Raw genomic sequence first — 21,447 nt, 5'->3', positions numbered from 1 at the left:
CTGTTATCAGCGCTTCACGAGGCTTTGGCTTCAAAGGTCGGGGCGAAATCACCGAGCGATTTCGCCTTGAGGATCGTGCCCTCGATATCCTGTTCCACGATCGCTTCGAGATCGGCGAAACTGTCGATGACGTAGTAGATCGGCTGGAGGATATCGATCCTGTAGGGCGTTCTCAGCACATTCAGCAGATCGAACGGCCGAAATTCGCATGCCTTGCCTTCGGTTGCCGCCTTCGCTTCGCTTGGTGACGAGACGATGCCCGCGCCGAAGCAGCGGCGGCCTTGCGGCGTATTGATCAGGCCGAATTCGACGGTGAACCAGAAAATGCGGAACAGATGCCACGAATAACCCTTGCCGAGGCGGACTGCGGTTTCGCCGAAGTGCCGGACGAAATTGGCATAGCTCTGATTGGTGAGCATCGGGCAGTGGCCGAAAACCTCGTGGAACAGGTCCGGTTCCTCGATATAGTCGATATGCTCACGGCGGCGCAGGAAGGTTGCGAGCGGAAATTTGCCCTGCGACAGAAGTTCATAGAAGCGCGAGGGCGGAATGAGCGCCGGCACGCCTTCCACACCGAAGCCGGTGGTCTCGTTCAGGCGCCTGTTCACATCGAGAAGCTGAGGCACCTTGTCCGGCGTGAGCCCCAGCATTTTGACGCCGTCCAGATATTCGGGGCAGGCCGTGTCAGCCAGCAGCTTCATCTGACGCCGATAAAGTTCGCCCCATATGGCATCTTCCTCGGGAGTGTAGTCGTATAGACCGTCCGGGCCGGGCAGTTTGGCGGTATAGCTGCTTTCTTTGGTCATATCCGATCCTCCCAGACGTGGCGATATTCCTGCCATTATGATCCGGGTTTGGAGGATTTTCTTTTCTTTCATGTTGGTTTTTGCGATGCTGGTGGTAGATCTTCCCGAAGGTGGCGCTGAAAATGAAAGAATCTGGGAATTTTCACCGTAAGCTTTTGCAGCTCGTCCAGGCCGACGGCACCCTTTCGCTGGCAGACCTCGCGGAAAAGGCCGGCATGTCGCAGAGCTCGGCCTGGCGGAAGATCCAGGAGCTTGAAGCCGACGGCGTCATCCGTAAGCGCGTGACGCTGCTCGATCCCGGGAAACTCGATCTCAAGCTCTGCGTGATCGCGCACGTGACGCTGGAAGATCACCACGAAGAGGCAGTCGCCTCTTTCGCTTCCGTCGTGCTGGAGCGGCCGGAGATCATGGAGTGCTACGCCCTGTCAGGCGCCTTCGACTACATGCTGAAGATCCGCGCGAGGGACGTGGAAAGCTACGAAGCTTTCATGACCCGCTACCTCATGCGCAACCCGCATGTGCGCACCGTCGTCTCGAGCTTTGTGCTGCGCGAGCTGAAATTCTCGACTGAACTGCCGATCTGACGCTTGAGGTGCCGGATCACCGCGCGCTCTCGCCATGCCAGCTGCCCGGCATGTGCACTGGAAAGCCTTCGAACGTCTTGAGCGTGTCGAGCACGATCGAGGTCTTCACATGCTGCACTGACTCGTGCGGCAACAGAACGTCGTTGACGAATTTCGAGAGGTCGGCGAGCCCACGGGTCGCCACCTTCAGGTGATAGTCCATTTCACCGGTCAGTGCATAGGCTTCGAGAACTTCCGGCAGTCCGTTGATCAACTGTGAAAACCGGCGGGCATTGTCCCTGTTGTGGGTCGCAAGTGTCACGGAGATGACCACCAGCATATCCAGGCCCAGTTTCTGCTGATCGAGGTAAGCCCGATAGCTGCGGATATATCCCTCTGCCTCCAACCTCGTGCGCCGGCGCGAACATTGCGACGGCGAAAGCGCGATCCGCTCGCCCAGCTCGTTGTTCGTCAACCTTCCGTCCTTTTGAAGTTCCTGGAGCAGGCGCAAATCCAATTTGTCGAGCTGTTCATCCATTGCATGAAATCTCCAAAACGCTCACGAACCGTGCATAATATCTTCCCCGAGGATAAAGAACGCAAGAACTTTGCACGCGTTTTGGGCCACACTTTGCACAGAAATGTAATCTTTCTGGAGGAAAGAAAATGGGCCCTTTTCCGCATGATGCGCCGCCTTCGGATATCACCGCCGACAATCCGGCGGGCACCGACGGCTTCGAATTCGTTGAATTCGCTCATCCCGAACCCGAGAAGCTGCGCGAGCTATTCACGCGCATGGGTTACGCCCCCGTCGCCAGGCACAAGACGAAAGACATCACCGTCTGGCGCCAGGGTGACATCAACTATGTCCTGAATGCCGAACCCGGCAGCCATGCCGCGCGGTTCGTCGCAAATCATGGTCCCTGCGCCCCGTCCATGGCATGGCGCGTTGTCGACGCCAGACACGCCTTCGACCATGCCGTGTCGAACGGTGCTGTTCCCTATGAAGGGGACGACAAGGTGCTCGACGTCCCGGCGATCGTCGGCATTGGCGGCTCGCTGCTCTATTTCGTCGAGACCTATGGTGCAAAGGGATCGGCCTATGATGCCGAGTTCGATTGGCTCGGCGAGCCCAACCCGCATCCCCAGGGGATTGGTTTCTATTATCTCGATCACCTGACGCACAACGTCTTCCGCGGCAACATGGACAAGTGGTGGGATTTTTACCGCAACCTGTTCAATTTCAAGCAGATCCACTTCTTCGATATCGATGGGCGCATCACCGGCCTGGTGAGCCGCGCCATCACGTCGCCCTGCGGCAAGATCCGCATTCCGCTGAATGAATCGAAGGACGACACGAGCCAGATCGAGGAATATCTGAAGAAATACCGGGGCGAGGGCATCCAGCACATCGCCGTTGGGACGGAGGATATCTACAATGCCACAGATAGGCTCGCCGATAACGGCCTGCGCTTCATGCCGGGTCCGCCCGAGACCTATTACGACATGTCCTATGAACGTGTGAACGGCCATAGCGAACCTGTCGATCGTATGAAGAAGCATGGCATCCTCATCGACGGCGAAGGCGTGGTGAACGGCGGCATGACGAAAATCCTTCTGCAGATCTTCTCCAAGACCGTCATCGGCCCGATCTTCTTCGAATTCATCCAGCGCAAGGGTGACGAGGGCTTCGGTGAGGGCAACTTCCGTGCTCTTTTCGAGTCGATCGAAGCCGATCAGATCAAACGTGGTGTCATCGGTACTGCAGCGGAGTAAACTCTACAGTGCCACGCGCGTCTGAAAAGACGCGCGTCGCTGCAAGGTTTTCGGGGAGTTGAGCATGGACCAGACATCGATCCAGACGTCGGATGGTGAAGCCGCGACGGCAAACAAGCTGAAATATATGCCGGGTTTCGGCAATGACTTCGAGACGGAGTCGCTGCCCGGGGCTTTGCCGCAGGGCCAGAACAGCCCCCAGAAATGCAATTACGGTCTCTATGCCGAGCAGCTTTCCGGCTCGCCGTTCACCGCGCCGCGCGGGACGAACGAAAGGTCCTGGCTTTATCGCATTCGCCCGAGCGTGCGTCACACGAGCCGCTTTTCGAACGCGTCCTATCCGCACTGGAAAACCGCGCCCTGCCTGGACGAGCATTCGCTTCCCCTGGGGCAGCTTCGCTGGAATCCCGTCCCCACGCCGACGGAGAAGCTGACCTTTCTTCAGGGGGTGCGGACAATGACGACGGCGGGCGATGTCACGACCCAGGTGGGCATGTCAGCTCATGCTTACGTCTTCAATGAAGATATGGTCGACGATTACTTCTTCGACGCCGACGGCGAACTGCTGATCGTGCCGCAGCTCGGCGCTATCAGAGTGTTCACCGAAATGGGCATCATGGACGTCGAGCCCCTGGAAATATGCCTCATCCCCCGCGGCATGATGTTCAAGGTCCTGCGCAACGGCGAGCAGACGGTCTGGCGCGGCTATATATGCGAGAATTACGGCGCGAAATTCACGCTGCCGGACCGCGGCCCCATCGGCGCGAACTGCCTGGCGAACCCGCGCGACTTCAAGACGCCTGTCGCCGCTTTCGAGGACAAGGAAAAGCCCTGCCGCGTGCATGTGAAGTGGTGCGGAAAGTTCTATGTCACCAATATCGGCCACTCGCCCCTCGATGTCGTCGCATGGCACGGCAACTATGCGCCTTACAAATACGACTTGCGGACATTTTCTCCGGTCGGCGCCATCAGCTTCGATCATCCCGATCCGTCGATCTTTTCAGTACTGACCGCACCCACCGAAGATGCCGGTACCGCGAATGTCGATTTCGTGATTTTTCCGCCGCGCTGGCTGGTCGCCGAGCACACTTTTCGTCCGCCCTGGTACCACCGCAACATCATGAGCGAATTCATGGGCCTGATCCACGGCCAGTATGATGCCAAGGAGGAGGGCTTCGTGCCGGGCGGCATGAGCCTGCACAATATGATGCTCGCCCATGGACCCGACGCGCTTGCTTTCGAAAAGGCATCCAATGCCGAGCTCAAGCCGGTGAAGCTGGATGACACCATGGCCTTCATGTTCGAGACCCGGTACCCGCAGCAACTGACGAAATACGCCGCCGAGCTTGAAACGTTGCAGGATAACTACCTCGAGTGCTGGGAAGGTCTGGAACGCAAGTTCGACGGAACCCCCGGTATCAAATGATGCATCAAGTGAAGACATCCTCCGGCACTGGAATTTGGATATGAAGCTTGCGACATTGAAGGACTCCACGAGGGACGGCCGGCTCGTCGTCGTTTCCCGCGACCTGACCCGCTGCTCCGAGGTCGGTCACATTGCCCGCACCCTGCAGGCGGCGCTCGATGACTGGGAGCATGTGGCCCCGAGACTTGCGTTGGTTGCCGAAGGCATCGAGACAGGCGCCCAGCCGACGATCCGGTTTCACGAGCATGACGCCGCATCGCCCTTGCCACGGGCCTATCAATGGGCCGACGGTTCGGCCTACGTCAACCATGTCGAACTGGTGCGCAAGGCACGCGGCGCCGAGATGCCGGCGAGCTTCTGGACTGATCCGCTGATGTATCAAGGCGGTTCAGATGGTTTCCTCGCGCCGCGCGAGCCGATCCTGGCGGCTGACGAGGCTTTTGGTCTCGACATGGAGGGCGAGGTTGCCGTCATAACAGGCGATCTCGCCATGGGATCCGGTCCGGAGGCCGCGCGCGGCGCCATCCGCCTGGTGATGCTCGTCAACGACGTCTCGCTGCGCGGCCTGATCCCGGATGAACTGGCGAAGGGGTTCGGTTTCTTCCAGTCGAAGCCCGCATCGGCATTTTCTCCGGTCGCAGTGACGCTGGACGAGCTCGGGGCGGCATGGGATGGCGGCAAGCTGCATCTCCCGCTGCTCGTAAGCTTGAACGGCAAGGCATTCGGCAAGGCGAATGCCGGCATCGACATGACCTTTGATTTTGGCCAGCTGATCGCCCACGCCGCCAAAACGCGCAAGCTGGTGGCCGGAACGATCATCGGTTCGGGAACGGTGTCCAACAAGCTCGACGGCGGCCCGGGCAAGCCGGTGGAAGACGGCGGCAACGGCTATTCCTGCATTGCCGAACTCAGGATGATCGAGGCGATCGAGACCGGTTCGCCGAAGACGCCGTTTCTGCGGTTCGGGGATATGGTCCGCATCGAGATGAAGGATCAGGCCGGCCATTCGATCTTCGGGGCGATCGAGCAGACGGTCGAAAAATACGCGGGAGCCGGGCCGCAATGAAGGAAGTCGTTCTCTACGACTACTGGAGATCATCGGCGAGCTATCGCGTCCGCATCGCGCTCAATCTCTTGGGGCTCGACTATAAGACGGTGCCCATCAACCTGCTGGACGGCGCACACAGGAAGCCGGACTATCTCGCGCTCAATCCGCAGGGCTTCGTCCCGACATTGGTGATCGACGGAAAAACACTGACGCAGTCGCTGGCAATCATCGAATATCTCGCCGAGCTCCGGCCGGAATGCGGATTGCTGCCACCTGACATCGTCGGTTGCCAGAAAGTCCGCGCCCTCGCATATGCCGTCGCCATGGACATCCATCCGATCTGCAACATGCATGTCGTTGCGCATGTCACTGCCATGACTGAGAAGGCCGATACCCGCGAGGAATGGATGAAGCATTTCATCGCGGACGGACTGCGCAAACTGGAAGCCATGATCGGCGAAGGCGATGGCGCGTTCAGTTTTGGCGATACGCCAACGATAGCCGACCTTTGTCTTGTTCCCCAAGTCTATAACGCCCGCCGCTGGGGAGTCGATATGACCGCTTTCAAGCGCATCGTCGACATCGACGGCAGATGCGCCGAACTGCCGGCCTTTCAGGCGGCGCATCCGGATCGCGTAGCCAAAACGTCATTGCCGGCAGCAATTCGTTAGGCCGAGATCCGGCGGCTGGACGGCGTTTCTACGCGTCCCGCCACGAAGGAAATATCGCAGCCTGGCCCAACCGCTGTCCGCTTTCGTCGATAAGCTGCCAGACGGTCACGTTCTCAATCCAGAAACGACGCCCCGATTTCGCGATCCTGATGCCGCGACCATTGTCAACAAAACCATCGCGCGTGACGCTGTCCAATAGCCGCTGACGCTCGGCCCGATCGGGCTGCTCGGCCGAAAGCCGCGAAGGCAGCGCGATGAATTCATCCCAGCCGTATTCGAAGCAGGTCTGCGCGGTCCGGTTTGCGTAGATGAAGCGCGGGTCGGGCTCGGTATTGTGAGCTAGGACCACGAAAGGCGCATCGTTGTAAAGCCAGTCCGGGCCTTGCCCGTCCTGGACGAGACGACGGCCGACGATGCGCGCATAGCTTCCGGTGAGGAGCGAGAAAAAATCAGGGTCGGTCGTCAGATCGAGGGCGTGATTATTATAGGTGAAACTCACGAAGTACCTCTTTGATCGAAGGCTTGATGCGGGCGACATAGTCTGCATTTATCGCCAGTGCCAGTTCGACGGCAAATTTAGGGTCCCTGGAAGCCGTGAGGGCGGCATTGCGGGCAAAGGCGGTTACGGTGCCGGTGGATTTACTGGCCAATGCGGCGAAACCAGCACCGCGTCCAATTCCAAACCAGACATTGAAAATCAACCCCAGGTAGCTATGTTGCATCGGTAAAGTAACAGCAATTTTGGGTCTATCGAATGTTGCGCAACGTCATTTCACTCTTCTCAATGCTTGGACTATCCATCCTGGTCATTCCCACCGAACTGGCTCTGGCTACCGACAATCCAAACGTCCAGTCGATCGCGCCCGGCGATCCGGCCATGGCCAAAGCCCATGGGAAGTCTGAACAAGGCTTGGACGGCTTCCTTGAGAAACTGCGAGATCCACCGCCGGGAACCGAAAATTACAGCATCAAGCTGGGTTTCAGGGACAAGGGCAAGGACATAGCACTGACCACGGATCAGATGGCACCGAATGTGGAATTCATGTGGGTCTATCAGATCAAGGCATCAGGTGACCATTTCACCGCTCTTCTTGGCGATACGCCGGAATGCATTCACAACATCAAGCCCGATGATCGCGTCGAGTTCGAAAAGTCGGATATCTCGACTGGCTCTATATCGAGAATGGGAAAGTGAAGGGAAACTATACCGCTTGCCCACTGCTGTTGGCCGGTCCGAAGGAACAGTTGGATCAATATCGCGAAATCTACGGAATTGTTTGCGACTGATCCCAGGTCGCTCCTATGCTCCCCATCAACATGATCTCGATGATGTTGATGGGTCTCAATACTCGGATGGTTAGTCAGGCTTTTTTCGACTCACAGTGAGTAAAATAGCTCCCATAAAACTCAGCCATACCGTTTCCGATCGACCAATCCGATATGCTGACGTGGGTTCGCCCTGCTCCCGATCCAGCAACCTCGATGATGGTCTGCAATTTACCTGGCGGGAGCAGCAGGAATCGCACTTGTTTGGCATCATCATGGTCTTCGCGAAGCCAATCATCGCTGGGCAGATACTTAGTTGCACAGTGGGCTATCGCTTTATAGTCGCCGCTCAGTTCAAAATCGGCAAAATGTTGGATCATAGGGTCGCAGGCGCATAGCGGGATGAATACCAAAGATGTCGCCAAGCGCTTGCACCAGTCTACGAGAGTTATCGATTGAACCTATATGGTTTCCACGCTGCGCCTAAGGGCGATAATCCGTCAAAAGCCGGTGATGTATGCTTGGATGTAAGACCATTCGAATTCCTTCCGGGTTTAGGTCTTGTCGCGCTTGGGCTCGACCGATCCCAACTCGTTGCCGGTGGTTTACAAATTTTTGATCCTGTTTTGTTCCTTCAGGCATTTCCCAGGCGACCTATCGCCTGGGAAATTCTTGATATGAAGGAAATCAGCCTGCTGCGTTTCCTGATTCACCCGCTCGCTATCCCATATCGTCGAAGGTTGCAGAGCTAAGGTTTATCTTCGTTTCTTGCAGTCACGGCTGCAGAATGTCCATTTTACTTTCATTTCTGACAGTGCGCGTGACAACTGAAGAGTAGGACGAATAATCAGCTGCACCCGCTCGTCGCACCACACGTGTCGCACTTCTCGCAAGTGCCATTCCGCACCATCGTGAAGTTCTGGCATTCCGAGCACATGTTGCCGGTGTAGCCCTGCATGATCGAGCGTTGGCGGCGTTCGGCTTCCATCTTCTTGGCTTCCGTCTTGGCCGTTGCGGCATCCGCGGCGGCCTTGTCGGAGAAGAGGGCGGTCGCGTCGCTGGTGATTTCCTCGATCACCTCTTCGGCGATCTCTTCCGCCAATTCCTTGGCGCGTTCCTCGTAATCGCGCTTGAAGGCGACAATTTCGGAGGTGGAGATGGCGGTGGTCGGCTCCAGCTTGCGGGCCGCACTGCCGGCAAAGGCAGTCACGGTGCCGGTGGAAGCGGCGCGGGCAGGGGCTGCGGTGGCCGCACCCTTGGGTTCACCAGCCTGGCGTTCGCCGCCGGTGCCTGGCACCAGCGTCGGCTTGTAGCCGCGGGTCCAGCCGGTGGAGAGCAAGTTGGTCTTGCCTTCCTGGATGCCTTTGCCGAGTGCGGTGTTGGAGAAATCCGACGTATCGACATGCGCGAGATCATGGCGGCCGAGATAGGAAACGGCAAGCTCGCGGAAGACATAGTCGAGGATCGACGTGGCGTTCTTGATTGCGTCATTGCCGATGACCATGCCGGCCGGCTCGAACTTGGTGAAGGTGAAGGCCTCGACATATTCCTCGAGCGGCACGCCATATTGCAGGCCGAGCGAGATGGCGATAGCGAAATTGTTCATCATCGCACGGAAGGCAGCGCCTTCCTTGTGCATGTCGATGAAGATCTCGCCGAGGCGGCCGTCGCCGAATTCGCCGGTGCGGAGATAGACCTTGTGTCCGCCGACGGCGGCCTTCTGGGTATAGCCCTGGCGGCGGTTCGGCAGCTTCTCGCGCTCGCGGGAAACGCGCTCGATCACCCGCTCGATGATCTTCTCGGTGATGGTGACGGCCTGGGCTGCGACAGGCGCCTGCAGCAGTTCCTCCAGCGCATCCTCGTCGTCCTCATCCTCGATCAGCGAGGCGTTGAGCGGCTGCGACAGCTTCGAGCCGTCGCGATAGAGCGCATTGGCCTTGAGGCCAAGCTTCCAGGATAGCATGTAGGCGTTTTTGCAATCCTCGACGGTCGCCTCGTTCGGCATGTTGATCGTCTTGGAAATCGCGCCCGAGATGAAGGGTTGGGCGGCCGCCATCATGCGGATATGGCTTTCGACCGAGAGGTAGCGCTTGCCGATCTTGCCGCAGGGATTGGCGCAATCGAAGACCGGCAGATGTTCCTTCTTGAGGAAGGGTGCGCCTTCCAGTGTCATCGCGCCGCAAACATGGATGTTGGCGGCTTCGATGTCCTTCTTCGAGAAGCCCATATGGTCGAGCAGGCTGAAGCTCATGTCGGCCAGCTGTTCGTCGGAAACCTTCAGCGTGTCCTTCAGGAAGTCGGCGCCGAGCGTCCACTGGTTGAAGACGAACTTGATGTCGAAAGCGCTCTTCAGCGCGGCGTTGACGGCTTCGACCTTCTCGTCGGTGAAGCCCTTGGTCTTCAGCGTCGAGGGATTGATCGCCGGCGCCTGGTTCAGGTTGCCGTGGCCGACGGCATAGGCCTCGATCTCGGCGATCTGGCTTTCCGAATAGCCGAGCGTGCGCAGTGCTTCAGGCACGGCGCGGTTGATGATCTTGAAGTAGCCGCCGCCGGCGAGCTTCTTGAATTTAACCAGCGCGAAGTCGGGCTCGATACCGGTTGTGTCGCAATCCATGACGAGGCCGATCGTGCCTGTCGGCGCAATGACCGAGACCTGGGCATTGCGGTAGCCATGCTGTTCGCCGAGCTCGAGCGCCTTGTCCCAGGCCGACTTGGCGTGGGCGACGAGATCCTGGTCCGGGTTTTCCGAATGGATCAGCGCGACCGGGTCGATCGAGAGCGCCTCATAGCCTGAAGTTTCGCCATGCGCTGCGCGGCGATGGTTGCGGATGACCCGCAGCATGCTCTCGCGGTTCGGCGCGAAGTTCGGGAACGGGCCGAGCTCCGCGGCCATTTCGGCCGAGGTCGCGTAGCAGATGCCGGTCATGATCGCGGTCAGCGAGCCTGCAATGGCGCGGGCCTCGGTAGAGTCATAGGGAATGCCCGAGGACATCAGCAGGCCACCGATATTGGCGTAGCCGAGACCGAGCGTGCGGTATTCGTAGGAAAGTTCGGCAATCCGCTTCGACGGGAACTGCGCCATCATCACCGAGACTTCGAGCACGACGGTCCACAGGCGAACCGCATGTTCGTAGTCGGGGATATTGATGCGCTTGGTGGCCTTGTCTTTGAACTGCAGCAGGTTCAGCGAGGCAAGGTTGCAGGCCGTGTCGTCGAGGAACATGTATTCCGAGCACGGGTTCGAGCCGCGGATCGGGCCGCCGGCCGGCGACGTGTGCCAGTCGTTCATCGTCGTGTTGAAGTGGATGCCCGGATCGGCCGAAGCCCAGGCGGCATAGGAAATCGTTTCCCAGAGGTCGCGCGCCTTCAGCGTCTTCATCACCCTGCCGTCCTTGCGGGCGGTCAGCTTCCATTCGCCGTCATTTTCGACCGCGCGCAGGAAGTCGTCCTTGATCGAAACGGAGTTGTTGGAGTTCTGGCCCGACACCGTGAGATAGGCTTCCGAATCCCAATCCGTGTCGTAGGTCTTGAATTCGAGATCCTTGTAGCCCTGGCGCGCGAACTGGATGACGCGCTGGACGTAGTTTTCCGGAACCTGGTCCTTCTTGGCGGCGCGGATTTCGCGCTTCAGGGCAGGGTTCTTGCTCGGGTCGAAGCAATCGCCGTTGTCCCCGCCGTCGCAATTGAAGCAGGCCTTCATGATCGCCTTCAGATGCTTGGCGACGACCTTAGAGCCGGTGACGAGAGCCGCGACCTTCTGCTCTTCCTTGACCTTCCAGTTAATGTATTCCTCGATATCCGGATGGTCGATATCGACGACCACCATCTTGGCGGCGCGGCGCGTCGTGCCTCCCGATTTAATGGCGCCGGCGGCGCGGTCGCCGATCTTCAGGAAGCTCATCAGGCCGGAAGAGCGGCCGCCGCCGGAAAGCTTTTCGCCTTCGCCGCGCAGCATGGAGAAATTGGAGCCGGTGCCGGAGCCGTATTTGAACAGGCGGGCTTCACGCACCCACAGGTCCATGATGCCGCCTTCGTTGACGAGGTCGTCTTCAACGGACTGGATGAAGCAGGCATGCGGCTGCGGGTGTTCGTAGGCCGACTTGGACTTGGTCAGCTTGCCGGTGAAGGGATCGACGTAGAAATGGCCCTGGCCGGGACCATCAATGCCGTAGGCCCAATGCAGGCCGGTGTTGAACCACTGCGGGGAGTTCGGCGCGACGCGCTGCGTGGCGAGCATATAGGCAAGCTCGTCCTTGAAGGCTGCGGCATCTTCCTCGGAAGAGAAATAGCCGCCCTTCCAGCCCCAATAGGTCCAGGTGCCGGCGAGACGATCAAAGACCTGGCGCGCATCGATTTCGGAGCCGGTCTGCTCATCCTTGGGCAGGTTCTTCAGCGCGGCATCGTCGGGAACGGAGCGCCACAGGAAGGAAGGAACGTCGTTTTCCTCGACCTTCTTCAGCCGGGTGGGAACGCCAGCCTTGCGGAAATACTTCTGCGCCAGAACGTCGGTCGCGACCTGGGAGAACTGCGCGGGAACATCGATATTCTCGAGGCGGAACACGATCGAACCGTCAGGGTTCTTGATCTCGCTCGTCGCCTTGCGGAATTCGATATCCGCATAGGCGCCTTGGCCGGCCTTCGTGAAACGACGTTCGATGCGCATAGTCTTGACCTCGCGTTGGCGCCCGGTCCCCGCGACCTGGGCGCAAATTTCCTATCCGGCGGCACTTTGTCGTCGTGCAGCCAGCCTCGTTTCCGTATTGTGACAGGGGTGTCATCCGGAGATGTCCTTCCTGTATCTTGTGGTGATGGTGGCTGCAAACGCTAAATATAGTATTAACAGCTTATTATCGCCAGTCCCAATGTCGCTTTTTTTGGAGGCTGAAAACCGCGCAAGAACCCTGCCGGGCCTGAACCGTTTCCGGTGCAATGCCCTGGTCCTGCGTCCTGTTTTTCAAAAGGGAACCGGGCTCGTTACCTCCGGTCCTGTCGCCGCCGCAACATCAGGAATAGTAAAGTTTGAAACAGCTGATTCCGTCAAGGGCTGGCTTTTAATTGATTGCTAACCACAACATCTTGTGGATGCGCCTGTGAAAATTGGGGAAAGCCCGGGAGCGCTGAAAATACAATGGCTTGCAGGCATTGCCGGCTAAGAAAAATGGCGCAAGGGTAGAAAATCGCCCTGCGGCAAATCTTATGATGGCATTTTCCCTGCAAATGCGCATGCCGATTCGCCCGGGTGCAAGCGCCCGTCAGAGCGCATCGACGGCGATGGTGACGGTGGCCACGCCGATCGGCCTGTCCTGTCCGTCCATGACGACGAAGCTCGCCTGCGTTTCCAGCATCTGCGTGGATTCGTTGCGTTCCGCCCGGTCGATGAAGATCTCGCGGGAACCGTTGGCGAAGGTTTTGAGATATTTCTCCTCGTCGCCCTGCCAGTAATCGGTGGTGATGGCACTCTGCCCGACGTTCAGCCCATGGCTGTCGGTCACGAAGAATTCGACAATTGCTCCCTGCGAGGCGTCCTGCATGGCCTTCAGATAGTGCGAGACCGATTTGTCGAGCAGCAGCTTGACCATCTGCAGGTGGTGCTGAATGACCTCCGACCGGTAAGTCTCGTCGAGAACCCGCATATCCATTTCGCTGACATTGCCGAATTCCACATTCTGCTCAGCAATGGCATTCAACACCAGTGGCGTTTTGACCATCTGCCTGACCCGCCGTTCGACATAGTCGCGCACGAGGGGCACGTAGGCTGGTTCGGCGCGGGCAGGGGGCAGAGGAAAGAGGCACGCCGCCAGTCCGACGGTCACACCCGCTCCCACACATCCCCATCGCGCCATCTTGCTTCCCTCTCTCGCATCGTCAGCCGCACGTTTTAAGCGCAACCTGACGCGATACGCACGCCGCCCCTGCATGAGAAGAAAATAAAATAGATGCGGAAAACCCGATAGCGGATTCAGCAAACTTCGCCGACAAAATCTTGAACAATTTCAAGTGGCAAATACGAAGTCTGCTGCTGCCGGTAGCGGTCAGTGCGCGCCCTTGGCGATCGGTTCCTGATAGGTGAAGCCCATGTCCCAGGGGAAGTAGATCCAGGTATCCTGGCTGACCTCGGTGACGAAGGTATCGACGGTCGGAACGCCTTTCGGTTTGGCGTAGACGCAGGCGAAATGCGCCTTCGGCAGCATGGTGCGCACCTGTGCTGCGGTCTTGCCGGTATCCGTCAGGTCGTCGATGACGAGCACGCCTTCGCCTTCATTTTCGGCAAGCTCGGGCGCGATGCCCTTGAGCAGCACCATGTCGCCCTGGTTCACATAGTCATGATAGGAGGCGATACAGACTGTCTCGATCAGCCGGATGTTTAATTCGCGCGAGATGATTGCGGCCGGAACGAGGCCGCCGCGGGTGATGCAGACGATCGCCTTGAAGGTCTGCCCGAGGCCGGCAAGCCGCCAGGCAAGCGCTCGCGCATCGCGGTGGAATTGATCCCAGGAAACGGGAAAGGCTTTATCGGGAAGGGACATCGGGGCTGCTCCGCGGCATGATGAAAATGACACGCCGTTTGCCGGCGACCGAGCGGTTTGAAGCGACGATCGGCAAAACGAGAAATCGCGCAGCCGACACTGCGCGAGATCGCGAGCTGCTACTGCGCGAGACGTGGCCGAGGCTCGAAGCCGTCATCGGTCGCTGCAATTAGCGGGATTTGCCGGTAAAACGCAAGAGCAACCCGTTACCGCGACAACAGGGTCAGCGCCGTCATCGATTGCAGCAATGTCCTCGTCGTGCCGCCGAAGATCATCTGCCAGAGCCAGGAATGCGTATAGGCGCCCATGACGAGAAGATCGATGCTGCTGTCGGAAAGCCGGTTCTCGATGACATGAGACGTGTTCTTGTCGATACTTTCCGCCGTCGAAAGTGTCGTCTTCACGCCGTGACGGGCAAGCGTGGCGGCGATCTCGGCGCCTGATGTCAGCGGCGAATGCAGCGCCGTGTCGGCGGGATCGACCGAAAAGATTTCCACCTCGTCGGCCGCCTTCAGGATCGGCAGCGCGTCGAAGGTCGCGCGCGCCGCCTCCTTCGAGCCGTTCCAGGCGATCAGCACGCGTTTGATCGGCTTCGGCTGGCGGATGATATAGGGGATCATCAGCACCGGCCGGCCGGTGTCGAAGAGGAAGCTGTCGACATCGACATGGCTATCGGAGGGGTTGGCGGGGTCTGCCTGCGAGGCGATCAGCAGATCGGCGCTGCGTGCGCTTTCGATCAGCGGCGCGGAGCCGTAACCGGTTGCTGTGGCGAAGCTGCGCCACTCCGAGGAAGCGCCGACCGCTGCCGCTTTCTCTCGAAAGATGCGCTCCACCGCAATCGTTTCGCTATGCGCCATGTCCTGCAGCGCCTGCACGGCGACGGGATCGGGAATTTCCATCGGCGCCACCAGCGGCACGGCGGAGATGGTTTCGGCATGCAGGCCGATCACATGGGCGCCGCTTTCGGCGGCCATGGCAAAGGCGAAATCGGCAACGGCGGCGCTATTGTCTCTTGTATCGAGAATGGCGAGAATGGTTTTGTAAGACATATCAATTCTCCTTCGCTGAAATGGCTTGTGCGCGAGGGAAGGAATGCACCGGACCCTTCTCCTGTTCCTTGATGGGGATCAAGCAGATCCCAATCCGGCGTTGCCCTCAAGCCTCGGCGGAGTGGTTTTCGGCAATGTCCTTCCTTTGGCGGATGGCATCGATCATCGCATGCACCTCGGCGCCGGCCGCATCGATCGCCGCCTGCGAGCGGCCGCGCACGACGATCTCGGTCGAGAACTTCTGGCCGACATAGCGCGGATAGGAACCGATGCTGGTTTCCGGATGTGCTTTCTGGATTGCGGTCAGCGGCGTGCCGATTTCGCCTTCGCCGTAAGGGCAGGCGATGGCAAGTGAAAGCACCGGCGTGCCGGCTCGAAGAGTCGGCAGCACATTGTCGACCATCGCCTGGAAGACCTGCGGCACGCCGGCCATGACATGCACATTGCCGATGATGAAGCCCGGCGCCGTCGAAACGGGATTGGCGATATGGACAGCGCCCCGCGGCATGCGCGCCATGCGCTGACGTGCCTCGGTGAATTCCATCTCGCGGCGTTTATACATCTCGGCAAGCAGCGTCATTGCCGCTTCGTCGTATTCGCAAGGCACGCCGAAAGCCTTTGAGATGGCATCGGCGGTGATATCGTCATGCGTCGGCCCGATCCCGCCTGATGTGAAGACATAGTCATATTTGCCGCGAAGCGCATTCAGCGCCTCGACGATCGCCTCCTCGTCGTCGGCAACGATGCGCACCTCCTTCAGGTCGATACCGGAAAGGGTGAGCATATCGGCGAGATGGCCGATATTTTTGTCCTTGGTGCGTCCGGAAAGAAGCTCGTCGCCGATGGCGAGCATGGCGGCGGTGACGACGATGTCATGGCTCATGGGATGTTCCGTGATGTGAGGCTGGTGAATAGGTAGCGCCCTTCGGCCGCTTTGCAAACAGGGAGCATGATGCCGAAAAATGTGAGCGGTTTTCGGATGACATCATGCCCTAACTCTCTGAATGCTGTTCAGCCGATGCGTTCATTTTTGCCCAAATGAAAACGCAAGTGAATTTTCGTCTACATCAGTTGAACACTGAGTTCTTCGGGGCAGGGCTGTGTTAAGTCACATGCGCTGATAGAAATCCCTCAGTTTCAAAGTTCACCCCAATGTTCCAAGGAAGATAGAAGATGGCGAAGGTTCTCGTCCTTTATTATTCGGCTTACGGCCACATCGAAACCATGGCTTATGCTGTTGCCGAAGGCGCGAAGTCGGCTGGTGCCGACGTAACCGTCAAGCGCGTTCCCGAACTGGTGCCGGAAGAGGTTGCCAAGGCGTCCTACTACAAGGTCGACCAGGCCGCTCCGATCGCCACCGTCGACGAACTGGCGGACTATGACGCGATCATCGTCGGCGCCGGCACGCGCTTCGGCACAGTTGCCTCTCAGATGCGCAATTTCTGGGATCAGACGGGCGGCCTCTGGTTCGCCGGCAAGCTCGTCGGCAAGATCGGTTCGGTCTTCACCTCCTCGGCAACCCAGCACGGCGGCCAGGAATCGACCATCCTCGGCTTCCTCCCAACTTTCCTGCATCAGGGCATGGTCGTTGCCGGCCTTCCCTATGCCTTCCAAGGCCAGATGGGCACCGAAGAAGTCAAGGGCGGCTCGCCTTACGGCGCCTCCACGATCACCAACGGCGACGGCTCGCGCCAGCCTTCCGAGATCGAACTGGAAGGCGCGAAATACCAGGGCGCCCACGTCGCCAAGCTTGCCGCCAAGCTCGCCTGATCTTTGATACCGGAATGATGAAGGCGCGGCAGGCGTGAGCCCGCCGCGCCTTTTATTTTTTACCGCGACGGGCCGGCGGCCATCGATCGCTGCCGCCGGCAAATGAGGTATGATTTTTACGCCTCACGGCTCTTCCCATCGCCAATGACGCAAGTTATTGAAAACGCGGCAAGCGGGCGTGGCGAAACTGGTAGACGCAAGGGACTTAAAATCCCTCGGCCTTGGCTGTACGGGTTCGAAGTTTCCCATTAAAAACACATGAAATCAGATATTTAAAAAACACAGGCCATAAATCTTCCGCTTTTACGGCGTACACATTCCATACACAGTTTTGGTGCTTTTGCGAAACGCAACGGGTAGGAATGAAGAATGGCCAGTCACGAGATTTTGGGCGGCAAGGTTCTCGTTTATCGCCGCGAGAACAGCAAACGATGGCAGTGCTCGACGCGCATCAATGGCCGGAACTGGCGGATGAGCACCGGCGAGGATAGCCTCGCGTTGGCCAAGGAATTCGCGGAGGACTGGTTCTTCCGCATGAAGGCCAAGGAGAAGGGTGGTGGGCTTAAAGACGAAAGGAGCTTCAAGGAAGCAGCCAAGCGGTTTCTCGAGGAATACGACGTGATCACCGGCGGCACCCGCAACCGGTTCCATGTCGTCGGCAATGAACGCCGTTTGCGTCTTTATCTCCTGCCGTTCTTCGGCGAGCTGGGGCTTTCGGAGGTGACGGCAGGCAAAGTGCAGGAGTACCGGGTGATGCGATACAACTCGGCACCCGAGCGAGTGTCGCCGACTAGCCCCGACGGAAAACCGGAAAAGAAGCTGCCGGCGAAGAGTACCCTTCACAAGGAGATAGTCACGCTTCGCCAGGTCCTGAAGACCGCCATCCGCCACGGCTGGCTCGCGCACCTGCCCGACCTGTCCATGCCCTACAAGTCAGCGGAGAAAATTGCCCATCGGGCGTGGTTCTCTTCCGAGGAATACAAGCGTCTCTATACGGCCACCCGGAACCGGGTGGACCGGCACGAAAACGGACGTTTTCATTGGCATGCTGAACAGCTTCATGACTACGTCCTGTTCATGGCCAATACTGGCCTGCGGCCCGATGAAGCCAACCGGCTGCAATATCGGGACGTCGAGATCGTCGAGGACGAGGAAACCAAGGAGACCATCCTTCTCATCCAGGTACGGGGCAAGCGTGGCGTAGGCTATTGCAAGAGCATGCCGAGCGCCGTTTTCCCGTTCGAGCGCCTGCTGCAGCGCAATCTTCCGAAGCCGGATGACCTGATGTTTCCCGGTAGTCACCTTGAGATGTTCAACAACATCCTGGAAGAGGAGGGGCTCAAATTCGACCGTGAGGGCAATCGCCGCACGGCCTACAGCTTGCGCCATACCTATATCTGCCTACGGCTGATGGAAGGGGCCGACATCTACCAGATCGCCAAGAACTGCCGGACCAGCGTGGAGATGATCGAGAAATATTACGCTTCGCACATTTCAACGAGCATCAGTGCCGCGGCGGTGAATGTGAAGCGGAAGGCTAAGTCGAAGAAGCAGATTATCGAGCACGAAAAGCGCAATGCGCATCGGGCCGGATAATGCTGAGCATCACAAATTTACCACTGGACGGCGAGCGGAAACTCAGCCGCCGTCCAGCGCTATGTCCTTAGGTTATAGGCGCTCAGCCATCATAATGGCCCGAAAATGCTGCTTCCGCAGACTTTACGACCACGGCGATATTCACGCCCTTTGTCAAGATTGTCCCGGTCGCACGAAGATCGGTCACCACTTTCAGGTCGCCCGATTTGGGGGCCGGGAGCGGCACGACGGTGTTGGCATCCAGATCTACGACCCAAAGCCCGTCCTGATCTTCAACACTAATAACAACAACTGTAGCCATGTTTTTCTCTCCAACGATTGATGTTTAAAATCCAGCTTTCTTCAGGCCTTCGCGGTAAAGATCTTTATGCCATTGCTCTTTACTTGGAACCGCAGACAACCACTTGTCCACATCGAAGTCCGGATTACCTTCGCGAAACCTCCGTACGAAGACCCGCGCCTTGTCCTGACGGCCCAACATGGCCCAGTTTGCGGCCGACAGCCTGTCCGCCAAATGCGGATCGGCCATCTGCTCAATGTAGTCCAGCGAAGCTTCGAATTCAGCGAGGGCATAGTTTGCTCCCGCTGCGGTCCAGAAATAAGTATCGGGACCGAGCGGATTCAATTCGATGGCCCGCTCGATCTTTCGCAAGGCCATGGCGGGAAGCGAGCAATGAACCAACGTGTCCGCGTAGTCGGCAATCACGTCGGCGTAGTGGGGAGCAAGGCTCTCGGCCACCTCCATCGCCTCGGCGCTTTCGTCAAACGCCCCCTGCAACAGTTTCGCGACACCGAACTCCCGATACCCGTCGGCAAAGTCCGGACGCGTCTCGGTGGCCTGCTTTGCCAAAGTCTCCGCCGTTTGCAAAAGCTCGATATCACCCCGAGCCGTCAACAACCATTCCTTCGAGTAGGTCCGCGCCATCGAACTCAGCGCCGGGGCAAAATCGGGGCTCACGCCGAGTGCTGCTTTCATTTCCTTGCGCGCGCGCCGCAGATTCGGAAGCGTCAACCGCGCCAGGTGCCGCCTGCCGACAAGGTAGCGATGGTAAGCAATCGGGTTCAGATCTTCGCGCAACGCCTCATGGCGCTCGATTTCACTGGACACGGAGAGCGCGATCCGTCGGGCGACGGTTCTCCGGTCTTTGACGAGATCCATATGTTCAAGGCTGAATCTTTCCGCCCAAACAATTTGATTCTGGTCAAAAAAGATAAGTTGGGCGAACAGGGTGACTTCATCGCCCGTATTGCTGATCCGGGTATCGAGGACATAGTTAACGTGATGCCGTTCAAAGAAGGCACTCTGCGTCTCGAGGTGGTGGCCGATTTGAACCGCCGAATACGGGGCTATGACCTCCAGGCTGTTGAAGGCGCAAAACCCGATGGTGATATCTTCCACCAAGGATGCAGCTAGAAAACCGGCTTGGGGTTTGACGGACTGGTTCTTGGGCGGAAGCAACACCAGGCGGGGAATGGCAATCCGGATATCTTGGGGCTCGAGGGGTACAGCGGTCTCGAGTTTCGGCGTTGAAGGCACCGAAATCGGACGGAGGGATATTGGGTCGCCGTCATCCGATCTGGCGCGCGCGGCGATCCCCCGCAAAATCGAATTCCGCCGCTGTTCAAAATGGTTCCGAAGGGATGCAACTTCCTCTTCCGCCTCGAATATCCGTATGAGCAATTGCAGCGTATCCGGATCCTTCGGCTCCGTCCGGAAGAGGATAACGGCAGCCTTCCTGAGGAGTTCGGATTCCTTCTGCGACGTCGCCACTCGGGACGCCGTTCTCAATGCATTTCCGAGAAGCTCGATATGGCAAACTTCCCGCTCGGCAAGCCACTTTTGAAACTGACGGCTATGGCTGTGAACCGGCCCAAGGAAAGGCTGGTTCATGAGCTTCATGAGATGCTGAAGCCGGGCGAACGGTTCGAGCTCTTCCTCCTCCCCGGACAACAGGATGTCCGAAGACAGAGACGCGCGGTCGAGAGTGACCATGTTGCCGTCGGATGAAAAGACGTTTGCCCCGAGTTCAATTTGGCGGGCCTTCATTCTCGAAATCAACTTACGCAAAGTCGCAAGCGTATCGTCTCTGTTGGCGTCGCCCCACAGAAAGCTCGTCAACGTCGTTCGATCCGCGGAGCCTTGATCGGTCGTGAGCAAATACGCGAGAAGCAGTAGGCCTTTCTCGGGAAACGCGACAGGAGCCCCGTCCTCATCAACGAGCTGCAACCTACCGAAGGTCTTTAGAACAAAAGCCATTTTGCCCTTCAAGCCACTACATGACCCGGCGTTTCCGCACAAGTGCAGTGTGCGCATTGCATTAGCAGAAGTCGCAAACTGTATCCTTGTGCCGGCACTTTGTCCCAATGTGTTAAGAAATTCAACAGGCTTGTACGTGGTAAACGATATGCTATGTTTTCTAGGCTAACTAGCAGAAATGAATTTCGCAATCGACTTATCCCAATTATCTTTAGAGGAGAATTTCATGTCTAGGATGATGATTATGGGCGTGAAGGGCGAAGAAGGCCTTTGGCTTGTTGACTTCGACGCCGGCACTGTCACCGCGATGGCCGGAAAACGCGAAGACTACGTGATTTCAGCCGCCGGCCCGGCACCCACGGACAACGAAGCGCTCGATTTTGCGGAGTACTTCGAGACCAAGGACGAGGCCTTCTCCGGCCACGTCTGGAGGACCCCGGCGGTCGATCTCGCCGTTGGTTTCGAGCCCAAGGAAGCCGCCTTTTCCGGTCATGTCTACCGGACTCCGGCGGTTGATCTCGCCGTTGGCTTCGAGCCGAAGGAAGCCGCCTTCTCAGGTCATGTGTACCGGACTCCGGCGGTTGACGCTCCCGCTACCAAGGTGAACTAAGTAACATTCCCGGCGGAATCTGCTCTGCATAGCCTTCAAACAGGATGGCCTGCGCTTTGATTCCGCCGCATTCGGTTTTGGT

The 21,447-nt window shown here is 58.3% G+C and carries 23 protein-coding genes; 11 read left to right on the top strand and 12 right to left on the bottom strand.

Features of this window, described 5'->3' with window-relative positions; genetic code table 11:
- Positions 1 to 14: 14 nt before the first annotated feature.
- Positions 15 to 806, bottom strand: coding sequence for a phenylalanine 4-monooxygenase (locus EFD55_RS11000; protein ID WP_125845074.1), 792 nt, complete (start codon positions 804 to 806; stop codon positions 15 to 17).
- A gap of 122 nt (positions 807 to 928) precedes the next feature.
- Between EFD55_RS11000 and EFD55_RS10995 the strand changes: the two genes are divergently transcribed.
- Positions 929 to 1,390, top strand: coding sequence for an Lrp/AsnC family transcriptional regulator (locus tag EFD55_RS10995; protein WP_125845073.1), 462 nt, complete (start codon positions 929 to 931; stop codon positions 1,388 to 1,390).
- Positions 1,391 to 1,406: 16 nt separating this feature from the next.
- Here the strand turns inward: EFD55_RS10995 and EFD55_RS10990 are convergent, their stop codons facing one another.
- Entirely contained in the window at positions 1,407 to 1,907 is a 501-nt protein-coding gene (locus EFD55_RS10990; protein WP_125845072.1) for an Lrp/AsnC family transcriptional regulator, read from the bottom strand.
- A 128-nt stretch (positions 1,908 to 2,035) separates the two neighbouring features.
- On the opposite strand from EFD55_RS10990, the gene hppD reads away from it, so the two are divergent.
- The 4 genes from hppD to maiA all read left to right on the top strand — a co-directional run bounded on the left by hppD (position 2,036) and on the right by maiA (position 6,290).
- Positions 2,036 to 3,145 (top strand): 4-hydroxyphenylpyruvate dioxygenase, encoded by a 1,110-nt coding sequence (gene hppD, locus EFD55_RS10985; protein WP_125845071.1) that lies wholly within the window; start codon positions 2,036 to 2,038, stop codon positions 3,143 to 3,145.
- Between the two features lie 64 nt (positions 3,146 to 3,209).
- Positions 3,210 to 4,571, top strand: a complete 1,362-nt coding sequence (gene hmgA / locus EFD55_RS10980; RefSeq protein ID WP_125845070.1) for a homogentisate 1,2-dioxygenase — start codon at positions 3,210 to 3,212, stop codon at positions 4,569 to 4,571.
- Between the two features lie 40 nt (positions 4,572 to 4,611).
- The gene (locus EFD55_RS10975; protein WP_125845069.1) at positions 4,612 to 5,637 is read left to right on the top strand and encodes a fumarylacetoacetate hydrolase family protein; all 1,026 of its coding nucleotides are present in this window, start codon (positions 4,612 to 4,614) and stop codon (positions 5,635 to 5,637) included.
- Positions 5,634 to 6,290 (top strand): maleylacetoacetate isomerase, encoded by a 657-nt coding sequence (maiA, locus tag EFD55_RS10970; protein ID WP_125845068.1) that lies wholly within the window; start codon positions 5,634 to 5,636, stop codon positions 6,288 to 6,290. Before EFD55_RS10975 ends, maiA begins: the two co-directional genes overlap by 4 nt.
- Before the next feature lie 28 nt (positions 6,291 to 6,318).
- On the opposite strand, the gene EFD55_RS10965 is transcribed toward maiA, so the two are convergent.
- Positions 6,319 to 6,789: an MEKHLA domain-containing protein gene (locus EFD55_RS10965; RefSeq protein WP_125845067.1), complete on the bottom strand. Its 471-nt coding sequence runs from the start codon at positions 6,787 to 6,789 to the stop codon at positions 6,319 to 6,321.
- Entirely contained in the window at positions 6,773 to 7,012 is a 240-nt protein-coding gene (locus EFD55_RS10960; RefSeq protein ID WP_125845066.1) for a hypothetical protein, read from the bottom strand. The genes EFD55_RS10965 and EFD55_RS10960 overlap by 17 nt, the downstream gene beginning before the upstream one ends.
- Before the next feature lie 32 nt (positions 7,013 to 7,044).
- On the opposite strand from EFD55_RS10960, the gene EFD55_RS10955 reads away from it, so the two are divergent.
- On the top strand, positions 7,045 to 7,485 hold the full coding sequence (locus EFD55_RS10955; RefSeq protein WP_245438451.1) for a DUF2314 domain-containing protein: 441 nt from the start codon (positions 7,045 to 7,047) through the stop codon (positions 7,483 to 7,485).
- A 166-nt stretch (positions 7,486 to 7,651) separates the two neighbouring features.
- Here EFD55_RS10955 and EFD55_RS10950 read toward each other — a convergent pair whose 3' ends face one another.
- Positions 7,652 to 7,936: a hypothetical protein gene (locus EFD55_RS10950; RefSeq protein ID WP_245438449.1), complete on the bottom strand. Its 285-nt coding sequence runs from the start codon at positions 7,934 to 7,936 to the stop codon at positions 7,652 to 7,654.
- A 75-nt stretch (positions 7,937 to 8,011) separates the two neighbouring features.
- Between EFD55_RS10950 and EFD55_RS10945 the strand changes: the two genes are divergently transcribed.
- The gene (locus tag EFD55_RS10945) at positions 8,012 to 8,308 is read left to right on the top strand and encodes a hypothetical protein (protein WP_125845064.1); all 297 of its coding nucleotides are present in this window, start codon (positions 8,012 to 8,014) and stop codon (positions 8,306 to 8,308) included.
- A 95-nt stretch (positions 8,309 to 8,403) separates the two neighbouring features.
- Here the strand turns inward: EFD55_RS10945 and EFD55_RS10940 are convergent, their stop codons facing one another.
- Positions 8,404 to 12,219 (bottom strand): vitamin B12-dependent ribonucleotide reductase, encoded by a 3,816-nt coding sequence (locus EFD55_RS10940; RefSeq protein ID WP_125845063.1) that lies wholly within the window; start codon positions 12,217 to 12,219, stop codon positions 8,404 to 8,406.
- A 121-nt stretch (positions 12,220 to 12,340) separates the two neighbouring features.
- On the opposite strand from EFD55_RS10940, the gene EFD55_RS33115 reads away from it, so the two are divergent.
- Positions 12,341 to 12,622: a hypothetical protein gene (locus EFD55_RS33115; RefSeq protein WP_164737615.1), complete on the top strand. Its 282-nt coding sequence runs from the start codon at positions 12,341 to 12,343 to the stop codon at positions 12,620 to 12,622.
- Positions 12,623 to 12,808: 186 nt separating this feature from the next.
- On the opposite strand, the gene EFD55_RS10935 is transcribed toward EFD55_RS33115, so the two are convergent.
- The 4 genes from EFD55_RS10935 to EFD55_RS10920 form a co-directional block, all read right to left on the bottom strand.
- On the bottom strand, positions 12,809 to 13,399 hold the full coding sequence (locus EFD55_RS10935) for a hypothetical protein (protein ID WP_125845062.1): 591 nt from the start codon (positions 13,397 to 13,399) through the stop codon (positions 12,809 to 12,811).
- 189 nt (positions 13,400 to 13,588) lie between these two features.
- Positions 13,589 to 14,083 carry a xanthine phosphoribosyltransferase gene (gene gpt / locus EFD55_RS10930; RefSeq protein ID WP_125845061.1) on the bottom strand — a complete coding sequence of 165 codons (495 nt, stop codon included), beginning with the start codon at positions 14,081 to 14,083 and terminating at the stop codon, positions 13,589 to 13,591.
- A gap of 206 nt (positions 14,084 to 14,289) precedes the next feature.
- Entirely contained in the window at positions 14,290 to 15,132 is an 843-nt protein-coding gene (locus EFD55_RS10925) for a putative universal stress family protein (RefSeq protein WP_125845060.1), read from the bottom strand.
- 106 nt (positions 15,133 to 15,238) lie between these two features.
- Positions 15,239 to 16,015: a competence/damage-inducible protein A gene (locus EFD55_RS10920; protein WP_125845059.1), complete on the bottom strand. Its 777-nt coding sequence runs from the start codon at positions 16,013 to 16,015 to the stop codon at positions 15,239 to 15,241.
- Between the two features lie 290 nt (positions 16,016 to 16,305).
- Here EFD55_RS10920 and wrbA point away from each other — a divergent pair, with 290 nt between their 5' ends.
- A complete protein-coding gene (wrbA, locus tag EFD55_RS10915) occupies positions 16,306 to 16,902 on the top strand; it encodes an NAD(P)H:quinone oxidoreductase type IV (RefSeq protein ID WP_125845058.1) in 597 nt (198 codons plus the stop codon).
- Between the two features lie 369 nt (positions 16,903 to 17,271).
- Complete coding sequence (locus EFD55_RS10910) at positions 17,272 to 18,498, top strand: tyrosine-type recombinase/integrase (protein ID WP_125845057.1); 1,227 nt, start codon at positions 17,272 to 17,274, stop codon at positions 18,496 to 18,498.
- Positions 18,499 to 18,580: 82 nt separating this feature from the next.
- Here the strand turns inward: EFD55_RS10910 and EFD55_RS10905 are convergent, their stop codons facing one another.
- Complete coding sequence (locus EFD55_RS10905) at positions 18,581 to 18,799, bottom strand: hypothetical protein (protein ID WP_125845056.1); 219 nt, start codon at positions 18,797 to 18,799, stop codon at positions 18,581 to 18,583.
- 24 nt (positions 18,800 to 18,823) lie between these two features.
- Positions 18,824 to 20,755, bottom strand: coding sequence for a hypothetical protein (locus EFD55_RS10900; RefSeq protein WP_125845055.1), 1,932 nt, complete (start codon positions 20,753 to 20,755; stop codon positions 18,824 to 18,826).
- 226 nt (positions 20,756 to 20,981) lie between these two features.
- Here EFD55_RS10900 and EFD55_RS10895 point away from each other — a divergent pair, with 226 nt between their 5' ends.
- A complete protein-coding gene (locus EFD55_RS10895) occupies positions 20,982 to 21,365 on the top strand; it encodes a hypothetical protein (RefSeq protein ID WP_125845054.1) in 384 nt (127 codons plus the stop codon).
- Positions 21,366 to 21,447: the final 82 nt, after the last annotated feature.

Source organism: Rhizobium pisi (assembly GCF_003938655.1).
Lineage (GTDB): Bacteria > Pseudomonadota > Alphaproteobacteria > Rhizobiales > Rhizobiaceae > Rhizobium > Rhizobium pisi.
The sequence above is the reverse complement of the archived record's forward strand: the minus strand, read 5'-3'. Positions and strand labels throughout refer to the sequence as shown.

Excerpts from the sequence above, each read along its gene's own strand:
- EFD55_RS10940 (WP_125845063.1), bottom strand. The coding sequence starts at position 12,219 with ATGCGCATCGAACGTCGTTTCACGAAGGCCGGCCAAGGCGCCTATGCG.
- EFD55_RS11000 (WP_125845074.1), bottom strand. The coding sequence starts at position 806 with ATGACCAAAGAAAGCAGCTATACCGCCAAACTGCCCGGCCCGGACGGT.
- EFD55_RS10920 (WP_125845059.1), bottom strand. The coding sequence starts at position 16,015 with ATGAGCCATGACATCGTCGTCACCGCCGCCATGCTCGCCATCGGCGAC.
- hmgA (WP_125845070.1), top strand. The coding sequence starts at position 3,210 with ATGGACCAGACATCGATCCAGACGTCGGATGGTGAAGCCGCGACGGCA.
- EFD55_RS10925 (WP_125845060.1), bottom strand. The coding sequence starts at position 15,132 with ATGTCTTACAAAACCATTCTCGCCATTCTCGATACAAGAGACAATAGC.
- hppD (WP_125845071.1), top strand. The coding sequence starts at position 2,036 with ATGGGCCCTTTTCCGCATGATGCGCCGCCTTCGGATATCACCGCCGAC.
- EFD55_RS10935 (WP_125845062.1), bottom strand. The coding sequence starts at position 13,399 with ATGGCGCGATGGGGATGTGTGGGAGCGGGTGTGACCGTCGGACTGGCG.
- EFD55_RS10955 (WP_245438451.1), top strand. The coding sequence starts at position 7,045 with ATGTTGCGCAACGTCATTTCACTCTTCTCAATGCTTGGACTATCCATC.
- EFD55_RS10910 (WP_125845057.1), top strand. The coding sequence starts at position 17,272 with ATGGCCAGTCACGAGATTTTGGGCGGCAAGGTTCTCGTTTATCGCCGC.
- EFD55_RS33115 (WP_164737615.1), top strand. The coding sequence starts at position 12,341 with ATGTCCTTCCTGTATCTTGTGGTGATGGTGGCTGCAAACGCTAAATAT.
- EFD55_RS10990 (WP_125845072.1), bottom strand. The coding sequence starts at position 1,907 with ATGGATGAACAGCTCGACAAATTGGATTTGCGCCTGCTCCAGGAACTT.
- EFD55_RS10960 (WP_125845066.1), bottom strand. The coding sequence starts at position 7,012 with ATGCAACATAGCTACCTGGGGTTGATTTTCAATGTCTGGTTTGGAATT.
- EFD55_RS10900 (WP_125845055.1), bottom strand. The coding sequence starts at position 20,755 with ATGGCTTTTGTTCTAAAGACCTTCGGTAGGTTGCAGCTCGTTGATGAG.
- EFD55_RS10905 (WP_125845056.1), bottom strand. The coding sequence starts at position 18,799 with ATGGCTACAGTTGTTGTTATTAGTGTTGAAGATCAGGACGGGCTTTGG.
- EFD55_RS10995 (WP_125845073.1), top strand. The coding sequence starts at position 929 with ATGAAAGAATCTGGGAATTTTCACCGTAAGCTTTTGCAGCTCGTCCAG.
- EFD55_RS10975 (WP_125845069.1), top strand. The coding sequence starts at position 4,612 with ATGAAGCTTGCGACATTGAAGGACTCCACGAGGGACGGCCGGCTCGTC.
- gpt (WP_125845061.1), bottom strand. The coding sequence starts at position 14,083 with ATGTCCCTTCCCGATAAAGCCTTTCCCGTTTCCTGGGATCAATTCCAC.
- EFD55_RS10950 (WP_245438449.1), bottom strand. The coding sequence starts at position 7,936 with ATGATCCAACATTTTGCCGATTTTGAACTGAGCGGCGACTATAAAGCG.
- EFD55_RS10895 (WP_125845054.1), top strand. The coding sequence starts at position 20,982 with ATGTCTAGGATGATGATTATGGGCGTGAAGGGCGAAGAAGGCCTTTGG.
- maiA (WP_125845068.1), top strand. The coding sequence starts at position 5,634 with ATGAAGGAAGTCGTTCTCTACGACTACTGGAGATCATCGGCGAGCTAT.
- wrbA (WP_125845058.1), top strand. The coding sequence starts at position 16,306 with ATGGCGAAGGTTCTCGTCCTTTATTATTCGGCTTACGGCCACATCGAA.